The organism is Stutzerimonas sp. Brlt_14, from assembly GCF_051948915.1.
In the GTDB taxonomy this organism is placed as follows: Bacteria; Pseudomonadota; Gammaproteobacteria; order Pseudomonadales; family Pseudomonadaceae; genus Stutzerimonas; species Stutzerimonas stutzeri.
In genome coordinates this window covers 156,007-182,263 of sequence record NZ_JAYJLM010000003.1, presented here as the reverse complement: position 1 = coordinate 182,263, position 26,257 = coordinate 156,007, and the positions used below count along the sequence as shown (strand labels likewise).

Sequence of the window (26,257 nt, the reverse complement as noted above, 5' to 3'; positions counted from 1 at the left end):
GCATCTCCTCGGTTTGGATGTCACAGCCTGCGCCACTTGCATGACCGGACGTTGACGCTGCGTTGCCCCTTGCGTTGCAAAACGGTTAAGCCGACGAACGGCTGGCGCTGCGGGAATCGGGGCCGCTCTGGTATTCTCGCCGCCATGAATCAGACCCGCCTTCCCCTCGCCATGATCGCCGCCCTCGCGCAGAACCGCGTGATCGGCCTCGACAACCGCATGCCCTGGCATCTGCCCGCCGATCTCAGGCATTTCAAGGCCATGACCCTTGGCAAGCCGATCATCATGGGTCGCAAGACCTGGGACTCGCTCGGCCGCCCGCTGCCGGGGCGGCTCAACCTGGTGGTCAGTCGCCAGGCCGATCTGCAGCTCGACGGTGCGGAAACCTTCACCGATCTGGATGCCGCGCTGGTGCGTGCCGAGCAGTGGGCGCGTGAGCAGGGCGTCGCCGAGCTGATGCTGATCGGCGGTGCGCAGCTGTACGCCCAGGCGTTGGGGCAGGCGCAGCGGCTTTACCTGACACGGATCGACGCGCAGCCCGAGGGCGATGCCTTCTTCCCGGTATTCGACGAGCACGAATGGCAGTGCATCGACAGCCAGCCGCATCCGGCCGAGGGCGAGGCGCCTGCGTATCGGTTCGAGACCTGGCAACGGCGCTGATCGGCGCCGTCTTCGCTTGATCGGCGCCAAGTCCTTCCGCCTGCCCAGCTTCTATCCTTCGCAACAACCGTTTTCGAGACCCGGCCGATGCAAACCCGCGAATCCGACGTGCCGCAAGCCGAGCGCGTATCGGCGATCTTCGTTCGTCACCCGCTGTGGGAGGACGCTCTGGCGCTGCTCACCGGCACCGCGCTGGTCGCCCTTGGCATCGCCTTCTACAGCCACGCCGGGCTGCTGACCGGCGGCACCGTTGGGCTGGCCTTTCTGCTCAAGTACCTGGCCGGCTGGTCGTTCGGCCCGGTGTTCTTCCTGCTCAACCTGCCGTTCTATGCACTGGCGATCTGGCGCATGGGCTGGAAGTTCACCCTGCGCACCGTCTGCGCAGTGGGGCTGGTCTCGCTGTTCGCCGAGCTGACCCCACAGTGGGTGCGCTTCGCCGAGCTGAACGTGGTTTACGCCGCAGTGTTCGGTGGTTTCGCCATCGGCATCGGCCTGCTCATCCTGTTCCGCCATCGCGCCAGTCTTGGCGGGGTGAACATCCTCGCGTTGTTCCTGCAGGAGCGTTTCGGCCTGCGCGCCGGTACCTTCCAGATGGGCATCGACGCGCTGATCGTCATGGCCGCGGTGTTCGTCGTACCGGTGGACAAGGTGCTGCTGTCGGTGCTCGGCGCCGTGGCGCTGAATCTGGTGCTGGCGATCAATCACCGCGCCGATCGCTACATGGGCGTCAGCTGAGGCTGATCAGCTCCACCTGCGCCTGGCCGTCGTTCAGCTCCAGCAGTGCCAGGCTGATCGGCAGGCTGAAGCGTCGCGGACCGGCGCTGCCCGGGTTCACGTAGAGCACGCCATCGCGCCGCTCGACCTTCGGTTTGTGCGAGTGGCCGGCGATCACCACGTCGACGCCGGCGGCAAGCGGGTCGATATCCAGCTGCTTGAGGTCGTGCAGCACGTGCAGGGTGAGACCCCCGATGCGCAGGTCGAGGCGTTCGGGCAGCACCTGCGCCCAGTCGGCCGTATCGATATTGCCGCGGATCGCCTCCAGCGGCGCGATGACGCGCAGCCCGTCGAGCACCTGCGGTTTGCCGATATCGCCGGCGTGAATGATCTGTGCGCAGCCCTGCAGCGCCGCCACTGCCTCGGGGCGGAGCAGACCGTGGGTGTCGGAGATCAGGCCGATGCGCATGCCGGTGTTCCCTTTAACTGCTTCGTCAGGTCATCCGACCCTTGGCCGACCGCAGTGGTTGCGGCAGGCTTGGGCTGTTCGGGTCGAGGAGTCTGGCATGGATCGGGTGGATTGCGTGGTGGTGGGTGCGGGAGTGGTCGGGCTGGCGGTGGCGCGTGCGCTGGCGCTGGCCGGTCGCGAGGTGCTGATACTGGAAGCCGAGGCGGCCTTTGGCACCGCCACCAGCGCGCGCAACAGCGAAGTCATCCACGCCGGCATCTACTACCCGCAGGGCTCGCTCAAGGGCCGGTTGTGCGTGGCCGGGCGTCGCCAGCTCTACGATTTCTGCAACAGCCACGGCGTGGCCCATCGACGTTGCGGCAAGCTGATCGTCGCCACCGACGAGGCCCAGATCGCTGCGCTGGAACAACTGCGGCGGCACGCGCTGGCCAATGGGGTCGATGACCTGCAGTCCCTCGATGGGCGCGAGGTGCTGGCGCTGGAGCCCGAAGTACAGGCGGTGGCAGGGCTGCTCTCGCCGAGTACCGGCATCATCGACAGCCACGCGCTGATGCTGGCACTGCTGGGCGATGCCGAGCGCCACGGCGCGGTGCTGGCACTGAACGCGCCGGTAACGGCGATCACCGTCGGCAGCGCGGGCTTGCAGGTCGAGGTGGGCGGCGCCGACCCGCTGCAGTTGCTGGCCCGCACCGTGGTGAATTGCGCCGGGCATGGCGCGCCCATCCTCGCCGCGCACACCGCCGGGTTGGACCCGGCCGCGCGGCCGCGGCAGTTCTTCGCCAAGGGCAGCTACTTCAGCCTGAGCGGGCGCACGCCGTTTCGCCATCTGGTCTATCCGCTGCCCGAGCCCGGCGGCCTCGGTGTGCACCTGACCCTGGATCTGGCCGGCCAGGCGCGTTTCGGCCCGGACGTGCAGTGGGTCGAGGCGCTCGACTATCGCATCGAGCCGGAACGGGCCGAGGGCTTCTATGCCGCGATTCGCCGTTATTGGCCGGCGCTGCCGGACGCTTCGTTGCAACCGGCCTACACCGGCATCCGCCCGAAGATCAGCGGCCCCGCCGAGGCGGCCGCGGACTTTCGCATCGACGGCCCGGCGCAGCACGGCGTCGCCGGGCTGGTGAACCTGTTCGGCATCGAATCGCCGGGCCTGACTGCCTGTCTGGCTATTGCCGAACACGTCCTTGGGCAGCTCGAGCCCACGGCATTGGCGATCTGATCACGGGCTGTCGCGCTCGCGTTGCGGCCCGTGCGGACGGGCCGCACACTGCAACCCGCCGCGATCGGACGGCGCATCACCGGCAAAAGGAACGTGCATGGAACTGACAGGCGAAGCCCGCCCGCTGAAAGTCTATCTGGCGGTCGGATTGCTGCAGGGTTTGGCGCTCTGGGCGGCCAGCGAGGTCTGGCCGCACGCTGCTGGCTGGCGGATTCTGTGTTCGGCGCTGCTGGCCTTCACGGTGATTGGCGGCTGGCAGGTGCAGCTGCTCTGGGGCGGGCTGTGCGAGGCCGGACGCTGGCGCCTGGTACTTGCCTCTGCCGCGCTGCCGGCCGTGCTGGCGGGCGGCCTCGCGCTGCAGTTCGAGCAGCCGCGCTGGTATTACCTGGGTGAATCCGTCGGTACCCTGCTGCTCTGGAGCAACCTGATCCTGGCCTATGTGCTGACACCCTTCATCCAGGCGCGGGATATCGATCATCGTTGGCGTGTCGCCTACGCCGCGCTATACCGGCATGCCATCAACAACGGCCTGCTGCTGTTCATGGCGCTGCTGATGCTGGCGGCGTTCTGGCTGCTGATCTGGCTCTGGGCTGGCCTGTTCAAGCTGGTCGGCATCAGGCTTTTCGCAACGCTGTTCGAGTCGTCCGGCTTTATCTGGGTGGCCAGCGCGACGGTCGTCGCCATCGGGCTGTGGATCGGTCTCGAGCGTGGCCAACTGGTCGATGCGCTGCGCAACGTGCTGCAGGCGATGTGTCGCTTCCTGCTGCCGCTGACGGTCCTGATTCTGCTGCTGTTCGTGGTTTGCCTGCCGTTCACCGGTCTGCAGCCGTTGTGGGAAACCCGCCATGCGACGCCGATCCTGCTGGCCATGGTGTTCGCCCATGTCGCGTTGCTCAACGGCGTCGTTCAGGATGGCCGGCAAGCGGTGCATTACCCGCGTGCGCTGCGCGTGCTGGTCGACGCCAGCTCGCTGTGCCTGCCGCTTCTGGCGGGTCTTGCGGTTTACGCACTGTGGCTGCGGATCGGTCAGTACGGGCTCACGCCTGATCGGGTGGTGGCGCTCGGGGCGACCCTGGTGGCGCTGCTGCACGCGCTGGCGCTGATGGCGGCGGTGCTGCAACGGCGGGATGGCTGGTTGGCGGGCTTGCGCCGGAGCAACCCGCTGCTGGCGCTGGTTTCGGTGGCGCTGTTGCTGCTCATGCATCTGCCACCGTTGAGCCCGTTGCAGCTCAGCGCAGCCAATCAGTACCAGCGCCTGCTCGACGAGCAGGTGCCGGCAGAGCGCACCGATCTCGGCGCGCTGCGCTTTCAGCTGGGACAGCCCGGTCGCGACCATCTCGAAAAACTGCGCCAGCGCCTGAGCCAACCGGGCATCGCCGACGCGCGTCGGGAGCAACTGCAGGCGGACCTGCAGCGACTGGACGGCGCGGACAACTACTGGAACTGGCGACACGCGCACGACATGGCCAACACCGCTCCCGTGCCATGGATCGGCGCGCCTCTCGAAGATGCCGACGGCGCCTTGGCCCAGGCGATCGCGACCCAGGGCTGTGACGGGGACTGCGCCCTGTTTGCCGTCGATCTGGATGACGACGGCCAGCCCGAGGTACTGCTGCTACGCGGTGCGCGGCCGCGAATCGTGACGGTGCTGGGGCGTGAGGCGAACGGCAGCTGGCGCTGGATCGGCCACCTTCGCAGCGCCGACGAGCAGACCCTCGACGGCGAGACCCTCAAGGAGCAGATCGAGCGTGGGGCCTGGCGGGTGGTGGCGCCGCGTTTCAATGCCTTGGAGATTGACGGCATACGGCTGGAGCCGGCGATTACCGAATAGCGCGCATGAAAAAGCCCGACACAAGGTCGGGCTTTTTTGTTGCGGCTGCGGCAGGTGATCAGCCGTCCAGCATCGCCTTGTCGCGCACCGCGCCCTTGTCGGCGCTGGTGGCCAGCAGGGCGTAGGCCTTGAGCGCGGTCGAGACCTTGCGCGCGCGCGGCTGCGCCGGCTTCCAGCCCTTCTTGTCCTGCTCGATGCGGCGGTGGGCCAGCTCTTCATCCGACACCTGCAGCTGGATGCTGCGGTTGGGAATGTCGATCAGTACCTTGTCGCCGTCCTGCACCAGACCGATGGCGCCGCCTGCGGCCGCTTCCGGCGAAGCATGGCCGATGGACAGGCCCGAGGTGCCGCCGGAGAAGCGACCGTCGGTGAGCAGCGCGCATTCCTTGCCGAGGCCCTTGGACTTCAGATACGAGGTCGGGTAGAGCATTTCCTGCATGCCCGGGCCGCCCTTCGGACCTTCGTAGCGGATGATGACGATGTCGCCTGGCTTCACCTCGTCGGCGAGGATGCCTTTCACGGCGCTGTCCTGGCTTTCGTAGATCTTCGCCGTGCCTTCGAACACGTGAATGGACTCGTCCACGCCGGCAGTCTTCACCACGCAGCCGTCCAGGGCGATGTTGCCGTAGAGCACGGCGAGGCCGCCTTCCTGGGAATAGGCGTGCTCGACGCTGCGGATGCAGCCTTCGGCACGGTCCAGGTCCAGGCTCGGCCAACGGGTGGCCTGGCTGAAGGCGATCTGGGTCGGGATGCCCGCCGGGCCGGCCTTGAAGAAGGTATGTACCGCTTCGTCCTGGGTCTGGGTGATGTCCCATTCGGCGATGGCATCGGCCATGCTCGGGCTGTGCACCGTGGAAACATCGGTGTGCAGCAGGCCGCCGCGGGCCAGCTCGCCGAGGATGGAGAAGATGCCGCCGGCGCGGTGCACGTCTTCCATGTGGTACTTCTGGATGTTCGGTGCCACCTTGCACAGCTGCGGCACCTTGCGCGACAGCGCGTCGATGTCGCGCAGGTCGAAGTCGACCTCGGCTTCCTGGGCGGCGGCCAGGAGGTGCAGGATGGTGTTGGTCGAACCGCCCATGGCGATGTCCAGGGTCATGGCATTCTCGAAGGCCTTGCGGCTGGCCACGTTGCGCGGCAGTACGGACTCGTCGCCGTCCTGGTAGTAACGCTTGCACAGCTCGACGGCGATACGCCCGGCGCGCAGGAACAGCTGCTCGCGGTCGGCGTGGGTGGCCAGCGTGGTGCCGTTGCCCGGCAGGGACAGGCCGAGGGCTTCGGTCAGGCAGTTCATCGAGTTGGCGGTGAACATGCCCGAGCAGCTGCCGCAGGTGGGGCAGGCGCTGCGCTCGTATTCGGCGACCTTCTCGTCGGAGCAGGAATCGTCGGCGGCCACTACCATGGCGTCGACCAGGTCCAGACCGTGGTTGGCCAGCTTGGTCTTGCCGGCTTCCATCGGGCCGCCGGAGACGAACACCACCGGGATGTTCAGGCGCAGCGCGGCCATCAGCATGCCGGGAGTGATCTTGTCGCAGTTGCTGATGCAGACGATGGCGTCGGCGCAATGCGCATTGACCATGTACTCCACGGAGTCGGCGATGATCTCGCGCGACGGCAGCGAATAGAGCATGCCGTCGTGACCCATGGCGATGCCGTCGTCGACCGCGATGGTGTTGAATTCCTTGGCCACGCCGCCGTGCTTCTCGATCTCGCGGGCGACCAGCTGGCCCATGTCTTTGAGGTGCACGTGGCCGGGGACGAACTGGGTGAAGGAGTTGGCGATGGCGATGATCGGCTTCTTGAAGTCTTCGTCCTTCATGCCGGTGGCGCGCCACAGCGCCCGGGCACCGGCCATGTTGCGGCCGTGCGTGGAGGTTTTCGAACGGTAATCAGGCATGACGGTTCCTGCGGCTAATCAGGTAATCGGAGGTATGCGTATGGTGAGCAACGCCTGTGCCGGATGCAACGGAGGGTGACCGCGCGTTCGGAAGGGGCCGGGTCGAGGCGGGGTAATCGCTCGTGGGGCCTGGGCTCTGGGTCCGCCGTGTGGTGAATGGCGAGATATCACCGATTCTACGCACGTTCCGGCAGCCGGGCCAGGCGGGACGATTGCCGGTACGCCGGCATGCCGCGAGCTAGCCGCGCGGGGCCGCCTGAACGGCCGTCCGGGGTGCGCATCCGCCGAAATTCGCCGCTTTGACCGCTGGTCCGCTTCTGCCTGCGTGCGACTGGCGGGTCGATTATCGCTCGCTACAGTCCATTCCCGACCGTTTCGCTGGCTGTCGCGCCTCTGCAGATGCGCGCTGCCCGCGGGTGGTCGGTCGCCGGTAGGTGTCCGTTTCGCGGCGGTAGGGCAGCGTTCGACCGGCGATGAATCCTTATACCAATGACAAGAACGAGGAATGCAGATGCACAAGTTCACACTTGGATGCCTGAGTGCCACGGCGCTGGTCGCCCTGTCCGTTTCCACCATCGCCGCTCCGCTGCCCGATACGCCCGGCGCGCCGTTCCCGGCGGTTTCGAGCTTCGACAATTCCGGTCCGTACGCGGTCACCAGCCAGAGCGAGGGGCCCAGTTGCCGTGTCTATCGGCCACGCACGCTCGGCCAGGGCGGGGTCCGGCACCCGATCATCCTCTGGGGTAACGGCACCGGTACCGGGCCGACGACCTATTCCGGACTGCTGACCCACTGGGCCAGCCATGGATTCGTCGTCGCCGCGGCGGAAACCTCCAACGCCGGCACCGGACGGGAGATGCTCGCCTGTCTGGATTACCTGGTGCAGGAGAGCAACCGCACCTATGGCACCTATGTCGGCGTGCTCAATACCGGGCGGGTCGGGACCTCGGGGCACTCCCAGGGCGGCGGCGGTTCGATCATGGCCGGCCGGGACGACCGCGTCCGGGCCACCGCGCCGATCCAGCCGTACACCATCGGCCTCGGCCATGACTCGTCCTCGCAGCGCAACCAGCGCGGGCCGATGTTCCTCATGTCCGGCGGGGCGGACACCATCGCCGTGCCCTACCTCAATGCGCAGCCGGTCTACAGCCGGGCCAACGTGCCGATCTTCTGGGGCGAGCGGCGCTATGTCAGCCATTTCGAACCGGTTGGCAATGGCGGCGAGTATCGCGGCCCGAGCACGGCCTGGTTCCGCTACCAGCTGATGGACGACCAGTCGGCGCGCAGCACCTTCTATGGGCGGCTCTGCCGGCTCTGTACCAGCCTGCTGTGGAGTGTGGAGCGCAAGGGCATCGAGTAAGGCAGGGGAAGCGCAGGGCGGTCCGCCGCCCTGCGCAACCGGATGGCCGATCAGCTGTTGGGCAGGATGCGGCAGGTCAGGCTCTTGATGTAGCGGGTCTCCGGGATCGCCGGATGCACCGGGTGATCCGGACCCTGGGCGCCGCGCTCGAGCAGCTGGATGTTGCGATCCAGATGGCGCGCGCTGCCGAGCAGGATGTTCTGCAGGTCGTCCTCGGGCAGGTGCATCGAACAGCTGGCGCTGACCAGGATGCCGTCCTTGTTCAGCAGCCGCATGGCGGTTTCGTTGAGGCGGCGGTAGGCGGCCTCGCCGTTCTTCAGATCCTTCTTGCGCTTGATGAACGCCGGCGGATCGGTGATCACCACGTCGAAGCGCTCTTCGGCATTCTTCAGTTCCTTCATCGCCTCGAAGGCATCGCCTTCGACGCAGGTCATCTTCTCGGCCACACCATTGAGCGCAGCGTTGCGCTCCACACCATCCAAGGCAAAGGCCGAGGCGTCGACACAGAACACTTCGCTGGCGCCGAAGGCGGCGGCCTGCACGCCCCAGCCACCGATGTAGCTGAACAGGTCGAGCACGCGCTTGCCCTTGACGTAGGGCGCCAGGCGCGCACGGTTCATGCGGTGATCGTAGAACCAGCCGGTCTTCTGGCCCTGCAGCACCGGCGCCTCGAACTTCACGCCGTTCTCTTCCAGCGCGACCCACTCCGGTACCACGCCGAAGGCGGTATCGACGTAGCGTTCAAGGCCTTCGGCATCGCGGGCGCTGGAGTCGTTCTTCCACAGCACGCCGCGCGGCTTGAGCACCTGCACCAGCGCTTCCAGCACGGCATCCTTGTTGCGCTCCATGGTGGCCGAAGCCAGCTGCACCACCAGGTGGTCGTGGAAGCGGTCCACCACCAGGCCCGGCAGCAGGTCGGAATCACCGTAGATCAGGCGGTAGCACGGCTGATCGAACAGGCGATCACGCAGCGACAGCGCGACCTGGATGCGATGCACCAGCAGCGACTTGTCCAGGCTGTGCTTGAGATCGCGCGACAGCAGCCGCGCGCAGATCAGGTTGTTCGGCGAAACCCCGACGATGCCCAGCGGCTTGCCACCGGCCGCTTCGAGCACGGCCTGGTCGCCAGCGGCGAAGCCGGCCAGGGGCGTGGCCGCGGTGTCGACCTCGTTGCTGTAGACCCACAGATGGCCCGCGCGCAGGCGGCGGTCGGCGTTGGCTTTGAGGCGCAGGCTGGGCAGGGTCATCGGCAGGGCTCCGGAAAAAAGACGGGCATTCTAAACGAGCGGCAGGCGGCGCGCGCCGGGTCGGCGGAAAAACGCTCGCCGCTTGCTGCCACTGTCTCGCTCAGGCGGACAGGGCGTCGATCAGCGCCTGGCTGAATGCCGGGATGTCATCGGGTTTGCGGCTGCTGATGAGCTGGCCGTCCACCACCACCTGCTCGTCGACCCACTCGGCACCGGCGTTCTTCAGGTCGTCGGTGAGCGAGGGCCAGCTGGTCATGCGCTTGCCTTTGACCAGGTCGGCGGAGATCAGCAGCCAGCCGCCATGGCAGATCACCGCGATGGGCTTGTTCGCATCCGCCGCCGCCCGGACCAGCTTCTGCGCGGTTTTGTCGGTGCGAATGGTGTCGGAATTGACCACGCCGCCGGGCAGCAGCACGGCGTCGTAATCCTCCATGCGGACGCTGTCGAAGGTGTTGTCGACATGGAACTTGGAGGCCGGGGTGGTGTGGTTCCAGCCGGTCACCTCGCCGTTCTTGGCGGAGATGATCTCGGCGGTTGCGCCGGCCTTTTCCAGCGCCTCCTTGGGTCCGGTCAGCTCGACCTGCTCGAAACCGTCGGTCACCAGAATGGCCACGCGTTTGCCGTTGAGAGATTGGGACATGGGCTTACCTCCGTCTGTCTGTCGGTAACACTCGCCGAATGCGAGTCACTTGAAATGGGACCCACATCTCAGCCAAAGTTCGCCCTTTCCTGCCGATAGCACTTTGCCTTACCTGTCCGAGCGCCCCGCCATGGCCGTTGAACTGTCCGCCGATCAAATCCGCCGGGTGCTGCAAGGCATCAGCGTGCCGCCGCAGCCGCAGATCATGGTCGATCTGCAGATGGAGCAGGTCATGCCGGTGCCCGACCTCAAGGCCATCGCCCGGTTGATCAGCCAAGACCCGGGGCTCTCCGGCGCGCTGCTGAAGATCGTCAATTCGCCGTATTTCGGCCTGACCAACCGCATCGCCTCCATCCAGCAGGCGGTCAACCTGCTCGGCTGCGACTCGGTGATCAACCTGATCAACGCCCAGTCGATCAAGGGCGAGATGAGCGACGAGACCATCGTCACCCTCAATCGCTTCTGGGACAGCGCGCAGGACGTGGCCATGGCCTGCCTGACCCTGGCCAAGCGCATCGGCTACCAGGCGCCGGACGAGGCCTACGCACTGGGGCTGTTCCACAACTGCGGCATTCCGCTGATGCTCAAGCGCTTCCCCGGTTACATGGCGGTGCTGGAGGAAGCCTACGCCAGTACCGGCGAGGGCCAGCGCATCGTCGACATCGAGAACCGCGTGCTCAGCACCAACCACGCGGTGGTCGGTTACTTCACCGCCAAGTCGTGGAACCTGCCACTGTACCTGTGCGATGCCATCGCCAATCACCACAACGCGTTGTCCTTGTTCTCCGACGACTCCGGGCGTGACGCGCCGATCAAGACGCTGCTGGCGATCCTCAAGATGGCCGAACACATCTGTGCCTGTCATCGCGTGCTGGGCGGTCAGCCCGAGGACCACGAGTGGGACAGCGTCTCGCGCCTGGTGCTCGACTATGTCGGCCTGTCGGATTACGACTTCGTCTGCCTGAAGGAAAGCATTCGCGAACTGGGCGTGGGCTGACGCTCCGGCGCCGGCCTGCTAAGGTCGGCATCCCTTCGCTGTAACCGTATCTCGCCATGCCCGAACTTCCCGAAGTCGAAACCACCCGCCGTGGCATCGAGCCGCATCTGGTCGGCCAGCGCGTCAGCCGCGTGCTGGTGCGTGATCGTCGCCTGCGCTGGCCGATTCCGGAGGATCTCGACGTGCGTCTGTCCGGCCAGCGCATCGAGGCCGTCGAGCGGCGCGCCAAGTACCTGCTGATCCGCGCCGAGAGCGGCACGCTGATCGTCCATCTCGGCATGTCCGGCAGCCTGCGTCTGGTGGACGCGGCATCGCCCGCGGCCAAGCATGAGCACGTCGACATCCTGCTGGAGTCCGGTCAGGCCCTGCGCTACACCGATCCGCGGCGCTTCGGCGCGATGCTCTGGAGCGACGAGCCGCTGGCGCATGTACTGCTGGCCAGCCTCGGGCCCGAGCCGCTGGGCGAGGACTTCGATGGCGACCGGCTGTATCGGCTGTCGCGCGGACGCAGCATGGCGGTCAAGCCGTTCATCATGGACAACGCGGTGGTGGTGGGCGTCGGCAACATCTATGCGAGCGAGGCGCTGTTCGCCGCCGGGATCGATCCGCGGCGGCCGGCCGGCAGCATCTCGCGGGCGCGCTATCTGAAGCTCGGCGAGGAGATCCGCCGCATCCTGGCCATGGCCATCGAGCGCGGTGGCACCACGCTGCGCGATTTCGTCGGTGGCGATGGCAAGCCCGGTTACTTCCAGCAGGAGCTGTTCGTCTATGGCCGTGGCGGAGAGTTCTGCAGGAACTGCGGTGGCACATTGCGCGAGATTCGCCTCGGTCAGCGCGCCAGTGTCTACTGCGGTCGCTGCCAACGCTGAGGCGGCGCAACTGCGCGCGCATTGACGGCGTTCACGCCCCGCGGGCCCTGGCCGCTGCTATAGTGGCCGCCACAACTAAAATTGCCGCGTTTCGCACAGCTGAAGGACCACACCATGAATCTGTTCCGCTCCACCGCTGCTGTCTTGGCTCTGACCACTGGCCTGCTGGCAATGCCGGCGCACGCGGAATCGGTCCCGCAGAACGCCAGCGGCGATCCGATGTACACCGTCGAGGCGCCGAAGGCCTACTCCATGATCGGTGACCTGGTCATCGCCCGCCCGCTGCTGATCGGCGCGACCGTGCTGGGCGCCGCCGCTTTCGTCGTCAGCCTGCCGTTCACCGCGCTGGGCGGCAATGTCGGTGAGGCGGGCAAGGCGCTGGTGGTCGAGCCAGGCAAGGCAGCCTTCGTACGCTGCCTGGGCTGCACCACCAGCGGCTACAACGCACAGAATTGACCGGCATCATCCGCACCGCGACTGGCAGGCGCTGAGCCTTCCGATCGCGGTGCCGCTGCAGTAGGCTTCGCCTCCCAGTTCATCTATCCGCGCGAAGCCATCTTGAAACCTTCCTTCTTCAAGATCCTCCTGCCCCTCGCGGGCATATTGCTGCTGTCCTGGTCGTTCTGGGCCAGCAGCGGCTGGCTCGAACTCTGCGCGGGGCTGGCGCTGTTCCTGTTCGGCATGCAGTGCCTCGAGGAGGGCCTGCGTCAGCTGGCCGGCAGCACGCTCGAGCAACTGCTCGCCCGCAGTACCGCGACCCCGTTCAAGGGACTGATGTTCGGCGTCAGCGGCACCATGCTGCTGCAGTCCAGCACGCTGGTATCGCTGCTCACCATCGCCTTCATCAGTACCGGGCTGATCAAGCTCGCCGGCGGTATCGCCATCCTGTTCGGCGCCAACCTGGGGTCCACCACCGGCATCTGGCTGCTGGCGCTGGCCGGCCAGAACGTCAGCCTGAGTCCGCTGGCCTTGCCGCTGCTGGTCTTCGGGGTGCTGGCCAGCTTCAGCGGAGACAAGGGCAAGGCGGCCGGGCGCATCGTGCTCGGTATCGCCTTCATCTTTCTCGGTATCGATCAGATCAAGACCGGCTTTTCCAGCTTCGGTGGCATGGACCTGTCGCAGTATCACGCCGGCGGGTTGACCGGCCAGCTGCTGTTCGTCGGCATCGGCCTGCTCGCCACCGTGGTCCTGCAATCGAGCCACGCAACGCTGATGCTGACCCTGACCGCGTTGGCCGCCGGTCAGCTGGATCTGACTCAGGCGCTGGCCACCGCCATCGGTGCGAACATCGGCACCAGCGTCACCACCGCCTTTGTCGGCTCGCTGGGCGGTAACCGCAGCGGCCAGCGCCTGGCCCTGGCGCATGTGCTGTTCAACGTCACGACCGCCATCCTGGCGATCGCACTGCTGGTGCCCCTGGCCTGGCTGGTGCAGTGGCTGGTCGCGCCGCTGGGGTTGGGCGAGAACCGGCTGATTCAGCTGGCGCTGTTCCACAGCCTGTTCAACGGCATGGGCGTGCTGCTCTTCTGGCCCTGGCAGACGCAGCTGGCAAACGTCCTGCTGCGCGTGCTGCCAGAGCGGGCCGAGCCGACGGTGCTGATCACCGAGCTGACGCCAACGCCGGCGGATGGCGTGACCCATGCGCGCTATCTCAACGAGCGGGCGCTGGATTCGGCCGATGCCGCGGCCAGCGCGGTGGCTCAGGAGCTGCAGCACCTGGCACGCCTGAGCCTGGAGGTGATCTGTCATGCCCTCTACCTGCCGGTCGAGCAGCTGCGTCAGCAGGGCCGGGTCGACGAAGCGCTGCTGCATGCCCGTCCCGAAGCCCAGGCGCTGGACGCCGAACATCTGTACCGGCGCCATATCAAGGGCGTGTATTCCGATCTGCTGACGTTCATGGGCCGCCTGGAGCTGCCGCTGGACGAGAGCCATCAGGCGTTCTGGGTGAACTGCCAGGTCGCCGCGCTGCAGCTGGTGGATGCGGTCAAGGATGCCAAGCACCTGCAGAAGAACCTTGGCCTGTACCTGCGCCAGGACGATTCCGCCGCGCGCCAGGCCTATGTCGAACTGCGCCGGCAGCTGCTGGAATCGCTACGGGAAATTCGCGCGCTGAATCACTCCGAGCTGCCCGATGAGCTCTGGCGCGAGCGGCTGAACTGGCTGGACGAACGTGCCGCACACTTCGACGCCGAGTTTCGCCGGCGGCTGTTCGAGTCGATCCGCAATCACAAGCTGGACGGCCTGCAGACCAGCTCGCTGATGAACGACCTGGGCTATGCCAGCCGCATCATCCAGAGCCTGCGCAACGCCCTGCTGCTGGGTGAGGGCCACGAGCTGACGCGTCAGCTGCGGCAGCTGGCGGCGGACGACGGCCCGGTCATTGTTCAGCCGTGATCGGCTGGCGCCGTGCGGGCACCTTCAGCGCGCGGCCGATGCCGCGCGGGTCGCTGGCCGCTTCGACCTTGCCGCTCGGCTTGTGCCAGTAGAGCACCTGCTGGTTGCCGTAGTCCCGCTCGATCAGCCTGGGCTGGTGGCCGCGGGCACGTAGCGCGTCCAGCTGGGCCGCGCTGAAGGCATCGGCCTCGTACTGCAGCACGTCCGGCAGGTACTGATGGTGGTAGCGTGGCGCCGCCGGCCAGGCCTGCACCGGCTCGCCGTCCAGATAGGACAGGGCCGAGAGCAGCACCATGCTGGGAATGCGACTGCCGCCGGGGGTGCCGAAAGCGGTGAATTCCTCGCGGCTCTCGATAAAGGTCGGGCTCATGCTCGACAACGGCCGCTTGCCCCCGGCGATGGCGTTGGTGCTGCTGCCTTCCAGACCGTAGGCGTTGCTGCCGTCGATGTCGGCGGCGAAATCGTCCATCTCGTCGTTGAGCAGTACCCCGGTGCCGGGCACGGTGAAGGCGGCGCCAAACATCATGTTCAGCGACAGCGTCGCCGCCACCGCATTGCCTTCGGCATCGATCACGGCGAAATGCGTGGTGTGCTCGCCCTCGCGCCAGCGTGGTGCCGGTGGCAGGTCGCTGCTCGGGGTGGCGTGCTCGCGGTCGATGGCGGCGGCCAGCTGGTCCAGGTAGCGCGCGGACAAAAGCCGCTCGATCGGTGCGGCGACGAAATCGGGATCGCCCAGCAGCCCGCGGTCACGGTACGCGCGACGCAATGCCTCGACCACCAGGTGGCTGCGCTGCAGCGGTTCGGCCTCACGCCAGGCGAGGCGTTCGAGGATGCCCAGGCTCTGCGCGAGGATCACCCCGCCGGCCGAGGGCGGCGGCGCACCGATCAGCTCGCGGCCATCGGCCAGGGCGAAACGCAGGGGCTCGCGCTCCACGGTGCGGTAGTCGGCCAGGTCCTCCAGCGACCAGATGCCGCCGGCCGCACGTACGCCCTGGACCAGCTTCTGTGCCAGTTCGCCGCGATAGAAGCCGTTACGGCCGTTGCTGGCGAGTCGCTCCAGGGTTTGCGCCAGTTCCGGCTGGCGCAGCAGATGACCTTCGGCCGGAAGATCGCCCTCGTCGAGAAACAGCCGCGCACTCTCGGGATCGTCACGCAGTGCGGCCAGGCGCCAGCTGGCGCGCTGGCGGTACACCGCATCCACCTCGAAGCCGTCGCGGGCCAGGGCGATGGCCGGCGCCAGGGTCGCCTCGAGTGGCAGGCGACCACGTTGTTCGGCGAGCTCGACCAGCGCCGCTGGCGTGCCGGGAATCGCCGCCGCCAGCGGGCCGTTCAGCGACAGTTCGCGCTGGAACTGCCCGTCGCGCAGATACAGGTCCGGCGTGGCGGCGCGCGGCGCACGCTCGCGGGCGTCGAGAAATACGTGACGGGCCGGTTCGGCGGCCTCGCGCAGCAGAAAGAAGCCACCACCGCCGAGCCCCGAGCCATAGGGCTCGACCACGGCCAGTGCGGCGCTCACCGCGACGGTGGCGTCGAAGGCGTTGCCGCCTGCTTCAAGGATCTGGCGGCCGACTTCGCTGGCCAGGGGGTGGGCAGTGGCGACGGCACCATTGTCGAGCGGGTTGGCCTGGACGCTGCAGGCCAGTAACAGCAGGGCGGCGAACCAGCCGTGGAGCACCCTGAACAGGAGCCTCCGCCGGGTCGGTCGCCGCCAGCGCATCACGCCTTGCCGGTGATGATCAGGTATTTCTGCATCAGTTCGTCCTTGCTCTCGACGTTGTTCTCGTCGAGCGGGATGCAGTCTACCGGGCAGACCTGCTGGCACTGCGGCTCGTCATAGTGGCCGACGCACTCGGTGCAGAGGTTGGGGTCGATGACGTAGATCTCCTCGCCCTGGGAGATGGCGCTGTTCGGGCACTCCGGCTCGCAGACATCGCAGTTGATGCAGTCATCGGTGATTTTCAGGGACATCCAGCGAACTCCTGCCGTGGCTCGAACCACGGCACAGCTAAATTACGACGGCCAATTGTGCCGCATCGACGCTCGGCGTGCACTCGACGCAGGGCCGACGGCGGCCCTCAGTTCTGGCCGAAGCGCGTCTTGAGCGCCTGCATCACGGCCGGATGCACGAACTTCGAAACGTCGCCCTGGAGCGAGGCGATCTCGCGCACCAGGGTCGAGGAAATGTAGGAGTACTTTTCCGACGGCGTGAGGAACAGGCTTTCGACGTCCGGGGCCAGCTGCCGGTTCATGTTGGCCAGCTGGAATTCGTATTCGAAGTCGGACACCGCGCGCAGGCCGCGCAGCAGGATGTTGGCCTGCTGTTCCTTGACGAAGTGGGCAAGCAGGGTCGAGAAGCCGATGACCTTCACGTTCGGCAGGTGCTTGGTCACTTCACGGGCCAGCTCCACGCGTTGCTCCAGCGGGAACAGCGGGTTCTTCTTCGGGTTGGCCGCCACGGCGATGATGACCTCATCGAACAGCCGCGAGGCACGTTCCACCAGATCGGCGTGGCCCATGGTGATGGGATCGAAGGTTCCCGGATACAACACTCGATTCATCGCGGCGTCCTGACGCATGCGTGGGGGTGTGGATGGTAGCGGCTCGGTATCGGCAGCGTAAAGTCTGAATGGCCATGCGGCGATCTGCCGCGAATGCGAGGCAATCTCAGGACTTGTGCAGGCGATCACCCAACTGCGTTGCCAGCTTCGCGCACAGGGCGTAGATCGACAGCTGCGGGTTGGCGCCGACGCTGGTGGGAAACAGCGACCCGTCGTGAATGGACAGATTGCGCAGCTGATGGTGCCGGCCGAGGCTGTCGGTCACCGCCTGGCGCGGGTCTTCGCCCATGGCGCAACCGCCCATGACGTGGGCGCTGCCGAGGCGGGTGCGGTACGGCGCCAGGTCGAGGCGCTCGATCAGTTCGCGTGCCGCACGGGCCGTCTTCACGTAACGGGCATCGGCATGCAGCGGCAGCACCGCGCGGGCACCGGCGGCGAACTGGATCTCGGCCATGGTGAGAAAGGCGCGGCGGATGCCGTCCCAGGCGTAGGCGGTCATGCGGTAGTCGAGTACAGGGCTGCCATCGTCGCGCAGCTCGACGCTGCCCTCGGCACTGTCCGGATGAAAGCCGTCGCGCTGCAGGGCGATCATGGCGTGGGTATGCGGCAGCGCGGCCATGCGCTGCGCGTTCTCCGAGCCGAAATCGCCGAGCAGGGTGGACGCGAGCGCGGGATGGATGGGCGGCACTTCGAGCTTGTAGCCCGCCGGCCCGGCAGCCCCGTCGCGCCACTGGAAGTGATCCGAATAGATCGATTGCGGTGCGCCGCTGAAGGCGTCGATGCGCTGATCGAATTGCGCCGCGCAGAAGTTGGTCAGGTGCAGGAAGGTGCGCTTGCCGACGCGTTGGTGTGGGTCGGGCGCCTCCGAGCGCAGCAGCAACCCCGGCGTGTTGATGCCGCCGCCGGCGAGGATGTAGTGCCGGGCGATGACCCGGATGCGCCGGCCGGTGGGCGCCACGCAGCGCTCGTCCATGCCCAGGCAGTCGAGCCCGACCACCTGCTCGCCACGCACCTGCAGGCGCTCGGCCCGTGCGAGATAGAGCAGCTCGCCGCCCTTGTCCAGCAGTGCCGGAATGCTGGTGACCAGCATCGACTGCTTGGCATTGGTCGGGCAGCCCATGCCGCAGTAGCCCAGGTTCCAGCAGCCGCGCACGTTGCGCGGGATCACCGCCCAGTGATAGTCGAGCCGTTCGCAGCCGCGCCTGAGCACCTGGTTGTTGGCGTTCGGCGGCACTGCCCAGGGTGCCACGCCCAGGCGCTGCTCCATGCGTTCGAACCAGGGTTGCAGCGCTTCGGCCGAAAGCCCGCTGACGCCGTGCTCGCGGGCCCAGTGCTGCAAGGTCTGCGCTGGGGTGCGGAAACTCGAGGTCCAGTTCACCAGCGTGGTACCGCCCACCGCACGGCCTTGCAGAATCGTGATGGCGCCGTCCTTACTGGTGCGGCCGATGGCTTCCTGATAGAGCGAGCGGTAGGCCCGGGCTTCCTGCATGTCGAAGTCGCGGCTGGTGCGCAGCGGGCCTTCCTCGATCAGCAGCACCTTGAAACCGGCGGCGCTGAGGATTTCCGCGCTGGTGGCGCCGCCCGCGCCGCTGCCGACGATGGCGATATCGGCTTCCAGCGTCAGGTCCTGCTGCAGGCGCGAGCCGTCATGGGTGGTCCAGCCACGGGCGAGGCCTTCGGCGAAGAGATCGGGAACGGGCACGGCGGCCTCCTTGGTCAGACGGCCGGTGGCCCGGGATAGCCGCAGTGCGCCCAGGAAGCGGGGCAGGCGTACCAGGCCATGAGGATCATCTGCAGCAGCGAGGCGTGCCCCTGGCGCAGCAACGCGAGCGAGCTGTTCTGCCAGCGCAGAAGGAACGTGCGCAGCTGGTCGTCCGAGGCCTGGCTCCAGTCGCCCCAGATGCCGGTGAGCGGGCCGCGGGTCAGCGGCTGGCCGAGCACGTCGAACAGCTGGCGCACCTGGGCCGCCAGGGCGGGCGAGAGGTGGTCCAGGCCCTGATCGAGGCTGCTCAGCGTGGCCTGCACGGCCTGCGGCATGTGCTCGGCAGCTACCGCCCCGTCCAACAGCAGCGGGACCAGCCGGTGCAGCAGCGGCAGGTCGGCCTCACGCAGCACGGCGAAGCCGCTGGCGGGGCCGGCGGCGGTCGCCCCCGCGCAGCGGCCGAGCAGCCCGCCAGCGGCCAGGATGGCGCCGCCGAGCAGCCCGACCTTGAGCAGGGTGCGGCGGTTCATGGCGAGGTCGTGCATGGGTTCGTCGCGCTTCAGCGGATGAACAGAGCGTAGATCAGCTTCTGCCACCACTTGCCGTAGGGCGGATAGATCAGCCGTGCGGCGTTGAAGCGCTGCTTGGCGAATACCGCCCTGGCCTTGCTGAATGTCAGGAAGCCTTCGTGCCCGTGGTAATGGCCCATGCCGGAAGGGCCGATGCCGCCGAAGGGCAGATCGTCCTGCGCGACATGCAGCAGGGTGTCGTTCAGGCATACGCCGCCGGAATGCGTGCCCTCGAGGACGCGCTGCTGCTCGCCGCGATCGTAGCCGAAGTAGTACAGCGCCAGCGGTCGTGGCCGGGCGTTGACATAGGCCAGCGCCTCGTCCAGCCCGCCATAGGGCACGATCGGCAGCAGCGGGCCGAAGATCTCCTCCTGCATCACCCGCATCTGCTCGTTGACCTCCAGCAGCAGGCAGTGCGGCATGCGCCGCTGCTGTGGCGCGTCGAACAGCGGCATGACCCGTGCGCCCTTGGCCCGGGCGTCGTCCAGGTAGTCCTGCAGCCGCTTCAGCTGGCGGGCATTGATGATTGCACTGTAGTCGGGGTTGTCGGCCAGGCGCGGATACAGGCGCAGCACGGCCTCACGGTAGGCGCTGACGAAGCCCTCGAGGCGCGCGCGCGGCACCAGCACGTAATCCGGCGCAACGCAGGTCTGCCCGGCGTTCATGCACTTGCCGAAGGCGATGCGCTCGGCGGCATCGGCCAGCGGCACCGTGGCCGAGACGATGGCGGGCGACTTTCCGCCCAGCTCGAGGGTGACCGGGGTGAGGTTGTCCGCAGCGGCACGCATCACGTCACGGCCGACAGATGTCGCGCCGGTGAACAGCAGATGGTCGAAAGGCAGGCGGGCAAAGGCGCGGCCGACCTCCACGTCGCCGAGCACCACCGCCACCTGATCCTCGGGGAACACCTGCGCGAGCAGCGTTTTCAGCAGCTGACCGGTGGCCGGTGTCGACTCGCTCATCTTCAGCATCACGCGGTTGCCGGCTGCGAGCGCGCCGATCAGCGGACCGATGGCCAGGTAGAGCGGGTAGTTCCACGGCACGATGATCCCCACCACCCCCAGCGGTTGGTAGACCACCCGCGCGCTGGCCGGCTGGAAAGCCAGGCCGACCCGACGCCGCGACGGTTTCATCCAGCGCCGCAGATGGCGGCAGGCGTGACGGATGCCATGCAGGCTGGGCATGATTTCCGCCAGCAGGGTTTCGTCGGCCGAGCGATGGCCGAAATCGGCGCTGATCGCTTCGATCAGCGCCGGCTGGTGGGTTGCCAGCACATCGCGCAGCGCGTCCAGCCAGCGCACGCGGTCTTCCTCCGAAGGCATGGGCGCAGCGAGAAAGGCCGAGCGTTGACGCTGGAACAGAGCCTCCATGGCGGCAAGCGCCTGCGGGATGTCGGCGGACATGGAGGCTCCTCAAGAAAGATGGCTGGGAGATTTCTAGAGTAATTGCTCTAATCTGTCAACGAGACGTGCTTGCCCGGCCGCTGGCGTGTACCGTTGCCCCTTCGCTCCATCGCCGAGACCCCGCCGCCCATGGCACCCCGAGCCAAGACCCGCGATCGCATCATCGAAGCCAGCCTAACGCTGTTCAACGCCCAGGGCGAACGCACCGTCACCACCAACCACATCGCCGGGCACCTGGGTATCTCGCCGGGCAACCTGTACTACCACTTCGCCAACAAGCAGGCGATCGTCGCCGAGCTGTTCAGGCGTTACGAGGCTCGCATCGACGAGTTCCTGCGCCCGCCGCAACGGGCGTTGACGGTGGCGGACAAGGCCGTCTATCTGGAGGCGCTGCTGGCAGCGATGTGGGACTTCCGTTTCTTGCATCGCGACCTGGAAGCGCTACTCGCCGCCGACGAAGCGCTGGCACAGCGCTACCGCGCCTTTGCGGCGCGTTGCCTGGACAACGCGCGGGCGATCTATCAGGGATTCGTCGACGCCGGCATCCTGCGCATGGGCCCCGCCGAGGTCGACGCGCTGGCACTCAATGCCTGGATCATTCTCACTTCCTGGGTACGCTTCCTCGGTACCGTCGGCGAGCCCTCGGTGCAGCTCGGGCCGGGGCAGTTGCGTCGCGGTATCTATCAGCTGCTGGCGCTGGAGGTCGGCTTCGTATCGCCGGCTGCTTCGGCGGAAGTCTGCGCGTTGCTGCGCCAGTACCTGTCGGATGGTTGTCAGGGTATTTCGTCGGATTAATGGCGTTCGCGCTGCGCCTGATCAATATTCAAGCGTCGAGGCGACGAATAGCTGGCGAATAACCCTGAAAGAACTCGTATAATGATGGCAATCAAGTATCACATAGCCATTATCCGGTTTTCCTTCCCATGTCCCCCATGCCACGCGTCGCTGTCCTTGGTGCGTCTTCTTCCCCTGTTGTCGGTATCGAATACGAGCGGCACCCCGAGTGGTCCGCGCTCGCGGCGCTGCCGGCGTATGACATCGTTCTGCTCGATCTGCCGGCGGTGCGCGCCGGCGAAGCCTTGCGCAGCCTGCGTATGGACAAGCGTTATCGCTTCAGCCTGATCTATTGCTGCCAGGAGCAGGACGCGTCCTGCAAGGCGCTGAGCGACGGCGCGCCGCCGGCTGATCTGAGCGCCCTGGTGCCGCTCTGGCGGCTCTGGCAGGAGCGCTTCGCGCTGTTCAACCGTGGGGTGGCGCCGGAGCGTTTCGAGTCGCGCGTGCTCGCCTGGCTGTGGTTGCGCCCGCACGGCGCCATCCATGCGGTGCGCGATGCCGGCGTGGCGCAGCACTATCACTATCCGCTGCTGGAGGCGCTGGAGGACGACGAGTCGCCGAACGCCTTCGCCTGGCTACAGCTGATGACCCAGCAGGGCTGGCTGGAAGAGGGCGAGCTGGTCGATCGGGTGCGCCTGTGCGTCGGTTGTGGCTCCGGCCGGTTGAACTACGTGGATGTCTGCCCCGAGTGCCAGACGCTGGAAATCGCCCGTCAGCCGTCGCTGCACTGCTTCACCTGCGGCCACGTCGGCGCCCAGGAGCACTTCCTCAAGGATGGCCTGCTGCTCTGCCCGAACTGTTTCTCGCGCCTGCGTCACATCGGCAGCGATTACGACCGGCCGCTGGAGAACTATCGCTGCCGCAGCTGCCAGGCGTTCTTCGTCGATGCCGAAGTCGAGGCGCGCTGCCTGGACTGTGGCCAGGCCCATGCGCCGGACAAGCTGCGCGTGCGCGAGGTGCGTCACTTCCGCCTCGCCGAGGCCGGGCGATTGCGTTGTCGGCAGGGTTACTCGAGCAGCGTCGCCGAGACCGATCAGTTCGGCACGCTCAACCTGCTCAACCAGAAGTCCTTCCACGAGTTGCTCAACTGGCAGCTGCAGCTGGTGCGGCGCTACAAGCAGCCGGCGTTCTCCCTGCTTGGTTTGCGGTTCGTCAACCTGGCGGCGACCATCAGCGCACTCGGCGAGCTGCGCGGCCATGCGTTGGTGGACAGCCTGGTCGAACGCTTGCAGGAAGCCGTGCGCGACACCGATCGCTGCAGCCGGGTCAGCGAAGAGATTCTCTGGATCATGATGCCGCACACCGATGCGGCCGGCCTGGCAGTGGTGCGTAAACGCCTGCAGGAAGGTGCCGAGCGTCTGGCCAGCGAGCAGATCGGCCAGCTGCAGCTGCGTCAGATCGGCTTCACCGCACCGGCCGACCTGCTCGAACAGGAAGATGCCGCGTTGCTGCTGGCGCGCCTGAACGGGGAGCTGGGCTGAGATGGAGGGTTTCTGGCTGCAGTGGCTGGGGATTCTCGGCGAAATCGACAAGCCCGACGGGCTGGGCTATCTGCTGGTGATGCTGTTTCCGGCGTTTCTGCTGCTGGAGGTGCCGCTCAGCCTGGTGATCCTGCTCGGCGTGCTGCGCTGGTTCGTGCGCAAACCCTTCGAGCTGCCGGAAGGCAACAGCTACCAGCCGCGCGTGTCCTGCGTGATCACCTGCTACAGCGAAGGGCGCGATGTGCAGACCACGCTGCTCAGCCTGTGCGAGCAGACTTATCGCGGCGAGATCGAGATGATTCCGGTGGTCGACGGCGCGACGGCCAATCACGCGACGATGCAGGCCGTGCGGGATTTTCGCCTCGATGCGCAGCTGTATCCGCGGCGCTTTCTGCGGCCGATCGCCAAGTGGCAGCGCGGTGGCCGGGTTTCGTCGCTGAATGCAGGGCTGGAATACAGCACCGGCGAGATCGTCATGGCGCTGGATGGCGACACCTCGTTCGACAACGACATGGTGGTCAACGTGGTGCGCCATTTCCAGGATCCGGACGTGCCGGCGGTGGCCGGCAGCCTGCGGGTGCGCAATGCCCGTGCCTCGCTGACCACGGCGATGCAGGCGCTGGAATACCTGCTGTCGATCCAGCTGGCCAAGATCGGCCTCAGCGAGTGGAACGTGGTGAATAACGTATCCGGCGCGTTCGGCGCATTTCGTCGCAGCTTTCTGCAGAAAATCGGTGGCTGGGACACCCATACCGCCGAAGATCTGGATATCACCCTGCGCATCAAGAACTACTTCGGCCGCCGGCCGCTGCGCATTCCGTTCGAGCCGTGCGCCATCGGCCATACCGACGCGCCGGTGACGTTCCGCCAGTTCCTCATGCAGCGCCTGCGCTGGGATGGCGATCTGTTCTTCCTCTATGTGCGCAAGCATCGCCACAGCTTCACGCCGCGCCTGCTCGGCTGGCCGAACTTTCTGGTGGTGCTGGTCAGCGGGTTCTTCTTCCAGCTGGTGCTGCCGTTCATCATCCTCGGCTACTTCATCGTCGGACTGTACTCGCTGGCGCTGTCGACCTTTCTCGTGCTCGCCTGGCTGGTCTATCTGGTGTACCTGGCCAACACCCTGTTGGCCTACGTGGTGGCGGTGAGCATGGTGTCCGAACGGCCGCGGCAGGACCTGTGGCTGTGCTGGGTGGTGCCGCTGTTTCCGCTGTTCATGTTCGTCATGCGCTGCTGGAGCGCGGTGGCGATCCTCAACGAAATGATCCGGCGTGGCCATGAGGAAACCTCGATGGCGCCCTGGTGGGTGCTGCGCAAGGCGAAGAGGTTCTGATGCTGCGAGCGTTCTTTGTGCTCGGTCTGCTGTGGCTGGGCTCGCCCTGTCTGGCCGATGTGCTACCGCTGCCGACGTTGCTGGATCGCGTCGATAGCGCGCCGGCCCTGCGCGCGGCAGAGGCCGAACGCGTGGCCCTCGAGGCGCTGCAGCGGCAGCGCGAAGCCGAGGCCGGTTGGCAGTGGTTCGCTTCGGCAGGGACGGGGCGCTATCGGGAGCTGGTGACCGAAGAGGTGCGCGACGACTACTACGGTCGCGATCTGGCGCTTGGTTTGCGCCATCCGCTGCTGGGCAGCCTGAAACGCCAGCTGGATGCGGTACGCAGCGTGGAAGACCAGCGTCAGCAACAGCAGGCCCGTCTGCAGCTGGCCCGTGTCGAGCAACGGCTGGCGCTGCGCAGCGCCTATGCCGACTGGTGGCGAGCGCAGGAGGAGCTGCGCTGGTGCGACGGGATCGCCGAGCCTGCGCGACGCGCGCGCGAGCAGCTGGCGGTGCGTCTGCGCGAGGGCTGGCTGCTGGCTTCCGAGGCGCGCCTGCAGGATGGCCGCTGGCAGGCGTTGCAGCGTCGTTGTGCGGCGGTTGAGCCGGTGCTGGAAGAAACTCGCTACAGCCTGCAGTCACTCAGTGGGCAGCCCATCGAGCCGCAAAGCCAGGCCCAGACCGAAGCACTGGCGGCAAGCGCGCAGCCTCTGAGCGCCTGGTTGCAGCAGCTCGAGGTGCATCCACGTCTGCAGGAGCGGCGCGGCCAGGTGAGTCAGGCGGAGCGGAATCGGCAAAGCCCTTGGTATGCCGGGGTCGACTCGAATTTCAGCGTGGCGCAGAGCTACGAAGACCGTAACGGTGGCAGCAAGCCAGGCAATGGCCTAGTGGCGAGCATCAGCCTGTCGGCTCCGTTCGATCCGCTGTCCTACGGTCAGGCGCGGGGCAACGAGGGTGAGGCGCGTCATCAGGTGGCACTGGCGCAGCTCGAAGCCGAGCGTGAACAGTTGCTACAGGGACTCGGGCAGGCGCTGCGTGCCCAGCGCCTGGCCGCGGATGAACTGCTGCAGGCGCGCGAGCAACTGGAAGTGGCGGCGTTAGCTGTGCGCGAGCAGCGCCTGCGCCGCGACGGCGATGTCGAGCAAGCCTACCTCGGCAGCCTGGCCGCCGAGCTGGAGCATGGCTACGCCGGTTTGCGCCTGATTGCCGCCTGGCACGGGTTGTGGCTGCGGGAAGCAGCGTTGCGCTTGTTCATTGATGAGGACGGAGGACGTTCGTCGTTGCTGGGGCCAGCGGAGAACGACTGGCAGGCGCTGCAGCCGGACCGGGATAAGCGCGTGGCGACTGACTCAGCAAGCTGGCGCCAGGGTGTGTATGTCTGGAACAGCCGCGCACTGTTCGACGAGCGCCAGCGCGCCGAGGTGCTGGCGCAACTGCGAGCGGCCGGCATGCAGCGTCTCTACCTCGGCCTCGACGCTGCCCAAGTGGCTGAGCCGGAGCGCTTGCGCGGCCAGTTGCGCGTGTTGCTCAGTGCCGCGCGCGAACAGGGATTCGAGGTGCTGCTGCTGCTCGGCGATCCGCACTGGCTACAACCCGAGGGGCGTCAGGGGTTGCTCGATCTGCTCGGTGAGCTGACGACGCTGCCGTTCGCCGGTCTGCATCTGGATCTGGAAGTCGAGCAGCTCGGCTGGCCGGTCCCCGAGGCGCGGCTGCGCGACTGGATGGATACGCTGACGGCGGCCGCGAGCGTCAGTCCCTGGCCGCTTGAGCTGTCCAGCCATCACCGCTGGTTCGCCGCACCGCGCGCCGGCGAATACTGCGTGCCCTGTCGGTTGCAGCAGCGTGGCGTGCATCGGGTCAGCCTGATGATTTATACCCGCAACCCTGAACGCAGCGGGGGGCTGGCGACGGAGATCGCGCGGCGCTGGCCGGGCTTGTCGTTCCGGCTGGCACAGAGCGTGGAGCCGCAGCTGGCGCCGGATGAGAGCTGGAGTGGCGCATCCCGCGCGCAATTGCAGGCACAGACCGAACGCTGGCGTCAGCGTCTGCAGACGCAGGCCATCACCGGCATCGACTGGCAGGACTGGTCTCACTATCCCCATTGAGC

At 66.9% G+C, this 26,257-nt stretch carries 23 protein-coding genes; 13 read left to right on the top strand and 10 right to left on the bottom strand.

Going from position 1 to position 26,257, the window contains the following annotated elements:
- Nucleotides 1-144: 144 nt before the first annotated feature.
- Both VF716_RS07985 and VF716_RS07980 read left to right on the top strand, forming a co-directional pair.
- Nucleotides 145-660 (top strand): dihydrofolate reductase, encoded by a 516-nt coding sequence (locus VF716_RS07985; RefSeq protein WP_053527612.1) that lies wholly within the window; start codon nucleotides 145-147, stop codon nucleotides 658-660.
- A gap of 87 nt (nucleotides 661-747) precedes the next feature.
- Nucleotides 748-1,395, top strand: a complete 648-nt coding sequence (locus VF716_RS07980; RefSeq protein ID WP_011915019.1) for a YitT family protein — start codon at nucleotides 748-750, stop codon at nucleotides 1,393-1,395.
- Here the strand turns inward: VF716_RS07980 and VF716_RS07975 are convergent.
- Nucleotides 1,388-1,843: a metallophosphoesterase family protein gene (locus VF716_RS07975; RefSeq protein ID WP_053527611.1), complete on the bottom strand. Its 456-nt coding sequence runs from the start codon at nucleotides 1,841-1,843 to the stop codon at nucleotides 1,388-1,390. The genes VF716_RS07980 and VF716_RS07975 overlap by 8 nt on opposite strands.
- A gap of 97 nt (nucleotides 1,844-1,940) precedes the next feature.
- On the opposite strand from VF716_RS07975, the gene VF716_RS07970 reads away from it, so the two are divergent.
- Together VF716_RS07970 and VF716_RS07965 are read left to right on the top strand one after the other, a co-directional pair.
- Entirely contained in the window at nucleotides 1,941-3,059 is a 1,119-nt protein-coding gene (locus tag VF716_RS07970) for an NAD(P)/FAD-dependent oxidoreductase (protein ID WP_125852712.1), read from the top strand.
- A gap of 97 nt (nucleotides 3,060-3,156) precedes the next feature.
- Nucleotides 3,157-4,890, top strand: a complete 1,734-nt coding sequence (locus VF716_RS07965; RefSeq protein ID WP_125852711.1) for a DUF4153 domain-containing protein — start codon at nucleotides 3,157-3,159, stop codon at nucleotides 4,888-4,890.
- A 58-nt stretch (nucleotides 4,891-4,948) separates the two neighbouring features.
- On the opposite strand, the gene ilvD is transcribed toward VF716_RS07965, so the two are convergent.
- Nucleotides 4,949-6,787, bottom strand: a complete 1,839-nt coding sequence (gene ilvD / locus VF716_RS07960) for a dihydroxy-acid dehydratase (RefSeq protein WP_014598027.1) — start codon at nucleotides 6,785-6,787, stop codon at nucleotides 4,949-4,951.
- 511 nt (nucleotides 6,788-7,298) lie between these two features.
- On the opposite strand from ilvD, the gene VF716_RS07955 reads away from it, so the two are divergent.
- Nucleotides 7,299-8,147, top strand: a complete 849-nt coding sequence (locus VF716_RS07955; RefSeq protein ID WP_185749345.1) for a poly(ethylene terephthalate) hydrolase family protein — start codon at nucleotides 7,299-7,301, stop codon at nucleotides 8,145-8,147.
- A gap of 50 nt (nucleotides 8,148-8,197) precedes the next feature.
- Here VF716_RS07955 and VF716_RS07950 read toward each other — a convergent pair whose 3' ends face one another.
- Both VF716_RS07950 and VF716_RS07945 read right to left on the bottom strand, forming a co-directional pair.
- Nucleotides 8,198-9,394, bottom strand: a complete 1,197-nt coding sequence (locus VF716_RS07950) for a class I SAM-dependent rRNA methyltransferase (RefSeq protein ID WP_108242430.1) — start codon at nucleotides 9,392-9,394, stop codon at nucleotides 8,198-8,200.
- Between the two features lie 100 nt (nucleotides 9,395-9,494).
- The gene (locus tag VF716_RS07945) at nucleotides 9,495-10,034 is read right to left on the bottom strand and encodes a type 1 glutamine amidotransferase domain-containing protein (protein WP_014598026.1); all 540 of its coding nucleotides are present in this window, start codon (nucleotides 10,032-10,034) and stop codon (nucleotides 9,495-9,497) included.
- A gap of 130 nt (nucleotides 10,035-10,164) precedes the next feature.
- On the opposite strand from VF716_RS07945, the gene VF716_RS07940 reads away from it, so the two are divergent.
- From VF716_RS07940 to VF716_RS07925, 4 genes are all read left to right on the top strand, one after another.
- A complete protein-coding gene (locus VF716_RS07940) occupies nucleotides 10,165-11,031 on the top strand; it encodes an HDOD domain-containing protein (protein ID WP_041755836.1) in 867 nt (288 codons plus the stop codon).
- A gap of 56 nt (nucleotides 11,032-11,087) precedes the next feature.
- A complete protein-coding gene (mutM, locus tag VF716_RS07935) occupies nucleotides 11,088-11,900 on the top strand; it encodes a bifunctional DNA-formamidopyrimidine glycosylase/DNA-(apurinic or apyrimidinic site) lyase (protein ID WP_017244120.1) in 813 nt (270 codons plus the stop codon).
- A gap of 114 nt (nucleotides 11,901-12,014) precedes the next feature.
- Nucleotides 12,015-12,356: a hypothetical protein gene (locus VF716_RS07930; RefSeq protein WP_013984357.1), complete on the top strand. Its 342-nt coding sequence runs from the start codon at nucleotides 12,015-12,017 to the stop codon at nucleotides 12,354-12,356.
- A gap of 102 nt (nucleotides 12,357-12,458) precedes the next feature.
- Nucleotides 12,459-14,294 carry a Na/Pi cotransporter family protein gene (locus VF716_RS07925; protein ID WP_440552434.1) on the top strand — a complete coding sequence of 612 codons (1,836 nt, stop codon included), beginning with the start codon at nucleotides 12,459-12,461 and terminating at the stop codon, nucleotides 14,292-14,294.
- Here VF716_RS07925 and ggt read toward each other — a convergent pair.
- The 6 genes from ggt to VF716_RS07895 all read right to left on the bottom strand — a co-directional run bounded on the left by ggt (nucleotide 14,278) and on the right by VF716_RS07895 (nucleotide 20,526).
- The gene (gene ggt, locus VF716_RS07920) at nucleotides 14,278-16,011 is read right to left on the bottom strand and encodes a gamma-glutamyltransferase (protein ID WP_125876247.1); all 1,734 of its coding nucleotides are present in this window, start codon (nucleotides 16,009-16,011) and stop codon (nucleotides 14,278-14,280) included. The genes VF716_RS07925 and ggt overlap by 17 nt on opposite strands.
- Entirely contained in the window at nucleotides 16,011-16,262 is a 252-nt protein-coding gene (locus VF716_RS07915) for a YfhL family 4Fe-4S dicluster ferredoxin (protein ID WP_003303200.1), read from the bottom strand. The genes ggt and VF716_RS07915 overlap by 1 nt, the downstream gene beginning before the upstream one ends.
- 107 nt (nucleotides 16,263-16,369) lie before the next feature.
- Entirely contained in the window at nucleotides 16,370-16,852 is a 483-nt protein-coding gene (gene coaD, locus VF716_RS07910) for a pantetheine-phosphate adenylyltransferase (RefSeq protein ID WP_013984354.1), read from the bottom strand.
- 106 nt (nucleotides 16,853-16,958) lie between these two features.
- Nucleotides 16,959-18,554 carry a GMC family oxidoreductase N-terminal domain-containing protein gene (locus VF716_RS07905; RefSeq protein WP_440552431.1) on the bottom strand — a complete coding sequence of 532 codons (1,596 nt, stop codon included), beginning with the start codon at nucleotides 18,552-18,554 and terminating at the stop codon, nucleotides 16,959-16,961.
- A 14-nt stretch (nucleotides 18,555-18,568) separates the two neighbouring features.
- Nucleotides 18,569-19,099, bottom strand: a complete 531-nt coding sequence (locus VF716_RS07900; protein WP_125855929.1) for a twin-arginine translocation pathway signal protein — start codon at nucleotides 19,097-19,099, stop codon at nucleotides 18,569-18,571.
- Nucleotides 19,100-19,113: 14 nt separating this feature from the next.
- A complete protein-coding gene (locus VF716_RS07895; RefSeq protein WP_079328518.1) occupies nucleotides 19,114-20,526 on the bottom strand; it encodes a coniferyl aldehyde dehydrogenase in 1,413 nt (470 codons plus the stop codon).
- Between the two features lie 129 nt (nucleotides 20,527-20,655).
- Between VF716_RS07895 and VF716_RS07890 the strand changes: the two genes are divergently transcribed.
- The 4 genes from VF716_RS07890 to VF716_RS07875 all read left to right on the top strand — a co-directional run bounded on the left by VF716_RS07890 (nucleotide 20,656) and on the right by VF716_RS07875 (nucleotide 26,255).
- Nucleotides 20,656-21,321 (top strand): TetR/AcrR family transcriptional regulator, encoded by a 666-nt coding sequence (locus VF716_RS07890; RefSeq protein ID WP_440552670.1) that lies wholly within the window; start codon nucleotides 20,656-20,658, stop codon nucleotides 21,319-21,321.
- A 137-nt stretch (nucleotides 21,322-21,458) separates the two neighbouring features.
- The gene (locus tag VF716_RS07885) at nucleotides 21,459-22,841 is read left to right on the top strand and encodes a diguanylate cyclase domain-containing protein (protein ID WP_013984349.1); all 1,383 of its coding nucleotides are present in this window, start codon (nucleotides 21,459-21,461) and stop codon (nucleotides 22,839-22,841) included.
- Nucleotide 22,842: 1 nt separating this feature from the next.
- A complete protein-coding gene (locus VF716_RS07880) occupies nucleotides 22,843-24,171 on the top strand; it encodes a glycosyltransferase family 2 protein (RefSeq protein ID WP_013984348.1) in 1,329 nt (442 codons plus the stop codon).
- Nucleotides 24,171-26,255 (top strand): TolC family protein, encoded by a 2,085-nt coding sequence (locus VF716_RS07875; protein ID WP_013984347.1) that lies wholly within the window; start codon nucleotides 24,171-24,173, stop codon nucleotides 26,253-26,255. The genes VF716_RS07880 and VF716_RS07875 overlap by 1 nt, the downstream gene beginning before the upstream one ends.
- The last annotated feature ends 2 nt before the right edge of the window (nucleotides 26,256-26,257 follow it).

Bases quoted from the DNA above. Each gene is read 5' to 3' on its own strand.
- VF716_RS07885 (WP_013984349.1), top strand. From the start codon at position 21,459: ATGCCACGCGTCGCTGTCCTTGGTGCGTCTTCTTCCCCTGTTGTCGGT.
- VF716_RS07965 (WP_125852711.1), top strand. From the start codon at position 3,157: ATGGAACTGACAGGCGAAGCCCGCCCGCTGAAAGTCTATCTGGCGGTC.
- VF716_RS07945 (WP_014598026.1), bottom strand. From the start codon at position 10,034: ATGTCCCAATCTCTCAACGGCAAACGCGTGGCCATTCTGGTGACCGAC.
- VF716_RS07900 (WP_125855929.1), bottom strand. From the start codon at position 19,099: ATGCACGACCTCGCCATGAACCGCCGCACCCTGCTCAAGGTCGGGCTG.
- VF716_RS07940 (WP_041755836.1), top strand. From the start codon at position 10,165: ATGGCCGTTGAACTGTCCGCCGATCAAATCCGCCGGGTGCTGCAAGGC.
- ilvD (WP_014598027.1), bottom strand. From the start codon at position 6,787: ATGCCTGATTACCGTTCGAAAACCTCCACGCACGGCCGCAACATGGCC.
- VF716_RS07895 (WP_079328518.1), bottom strand. From the start codon at position 20,526: ATGTCCGCCGACATCCCGCAGGCGCTTGCCGCCATGGAGGCTCTGTTC.
- VF716_RS07880 (WP_013984348.1), top strand. From the start codon at position 22,843: ATGGAGGGTTTCTGGCTGCAGTGGCTGGGGATTCTCGGCGAAATCGAC.
- VF716_RS07915 (WP_003303200.1), bottom strand. From the start codon at position 16,262: ATGTCCCTGAAAATCACCGATGACTGCATCAACTGCGATGTCTGCGAG.
- mutM (WP_017244120.1), top strand. From the start codon at position 11,088: ATGCCCGAACTTCCCGAAGTCGAAACCACCCGCCGTGGCATCGAGCCG.
- coaD (WP_013984354.1), bottom strand. From the start codon at position 16,852: ATGAATCGAGTGTTGTATCCGGGAACCTTCGATCCCATCACCATGGGC.
- VF716_RS07980 (WP_011915019.1), top strand. From the start codon at position 748: ATGCAAACCCGCGAATCCGACGTGCCGCAAGCCGAGCGCGTATCGGCG.
- VF716_RS07985 (WP_053527612.1), top strand. From the start codon at position 145: ATGAATCAGACCCGCCTTCCCCTCGCCATGATCGCCGCCCTCGCGCAG.
- VF716_RS07970 (WP_125852712.1), top strand. From the start codon at position 1,941: ATGGATCGGGTGGATTGCGTGGTGGTGGGTGCGGGAGTGGTCGGGCTG.
- VF716_RS07975 (WP_053527611.1), bottom strand. From the start codon at position 1,843: ATGCGCATCGGCCTGATCTCCGACACCCACGGTCTGCTCCGCCCCGAG.
- VF716_RS07950 (WP_108242430.1), bottom strand. From the start codon at position 9,394: ATGACCCTGCCCAGCCTGCGCCTCAAAGCCAACGCCGACCGCCGCCTG.
- ggt (WP_125876247.1), bottom strand. From the start codon at position 16,011: ATGCGCTGGCGGCGACCGACCCGGCGGAGGCTCCTGTTCAGGGTGCTC.
- VF716_RS07930 (WP_013984357.1), top strand. From the start codon at position 12,015: ATGAATCTGTTCCGCTCCACCGCTGCTGTCTTGGCTCTGACCACTGGC.
- VF716_RS07890 (WP_440552670.1), top strand. From the start codon at position 20,656: ATGGCACCCCGAGCCAAGACCCGCGATCGCATCATCGAAGCCAGCCTA.
- VF716_RS07875 (WP_013984347.1), top strand. From the start codon at position 24,171: ATGCTGCGAGCGTTCTTTGTGCTCGGTCTGCTGTGGCTGGGCTCGCCC.
- VF716_RS07955 (WP_185749345.1), top strand. From the start codon at position 7,299: ATGCACAAGTTCACACTTGGATGCCTGAGTGCCACGGCGCTGGTCGCC.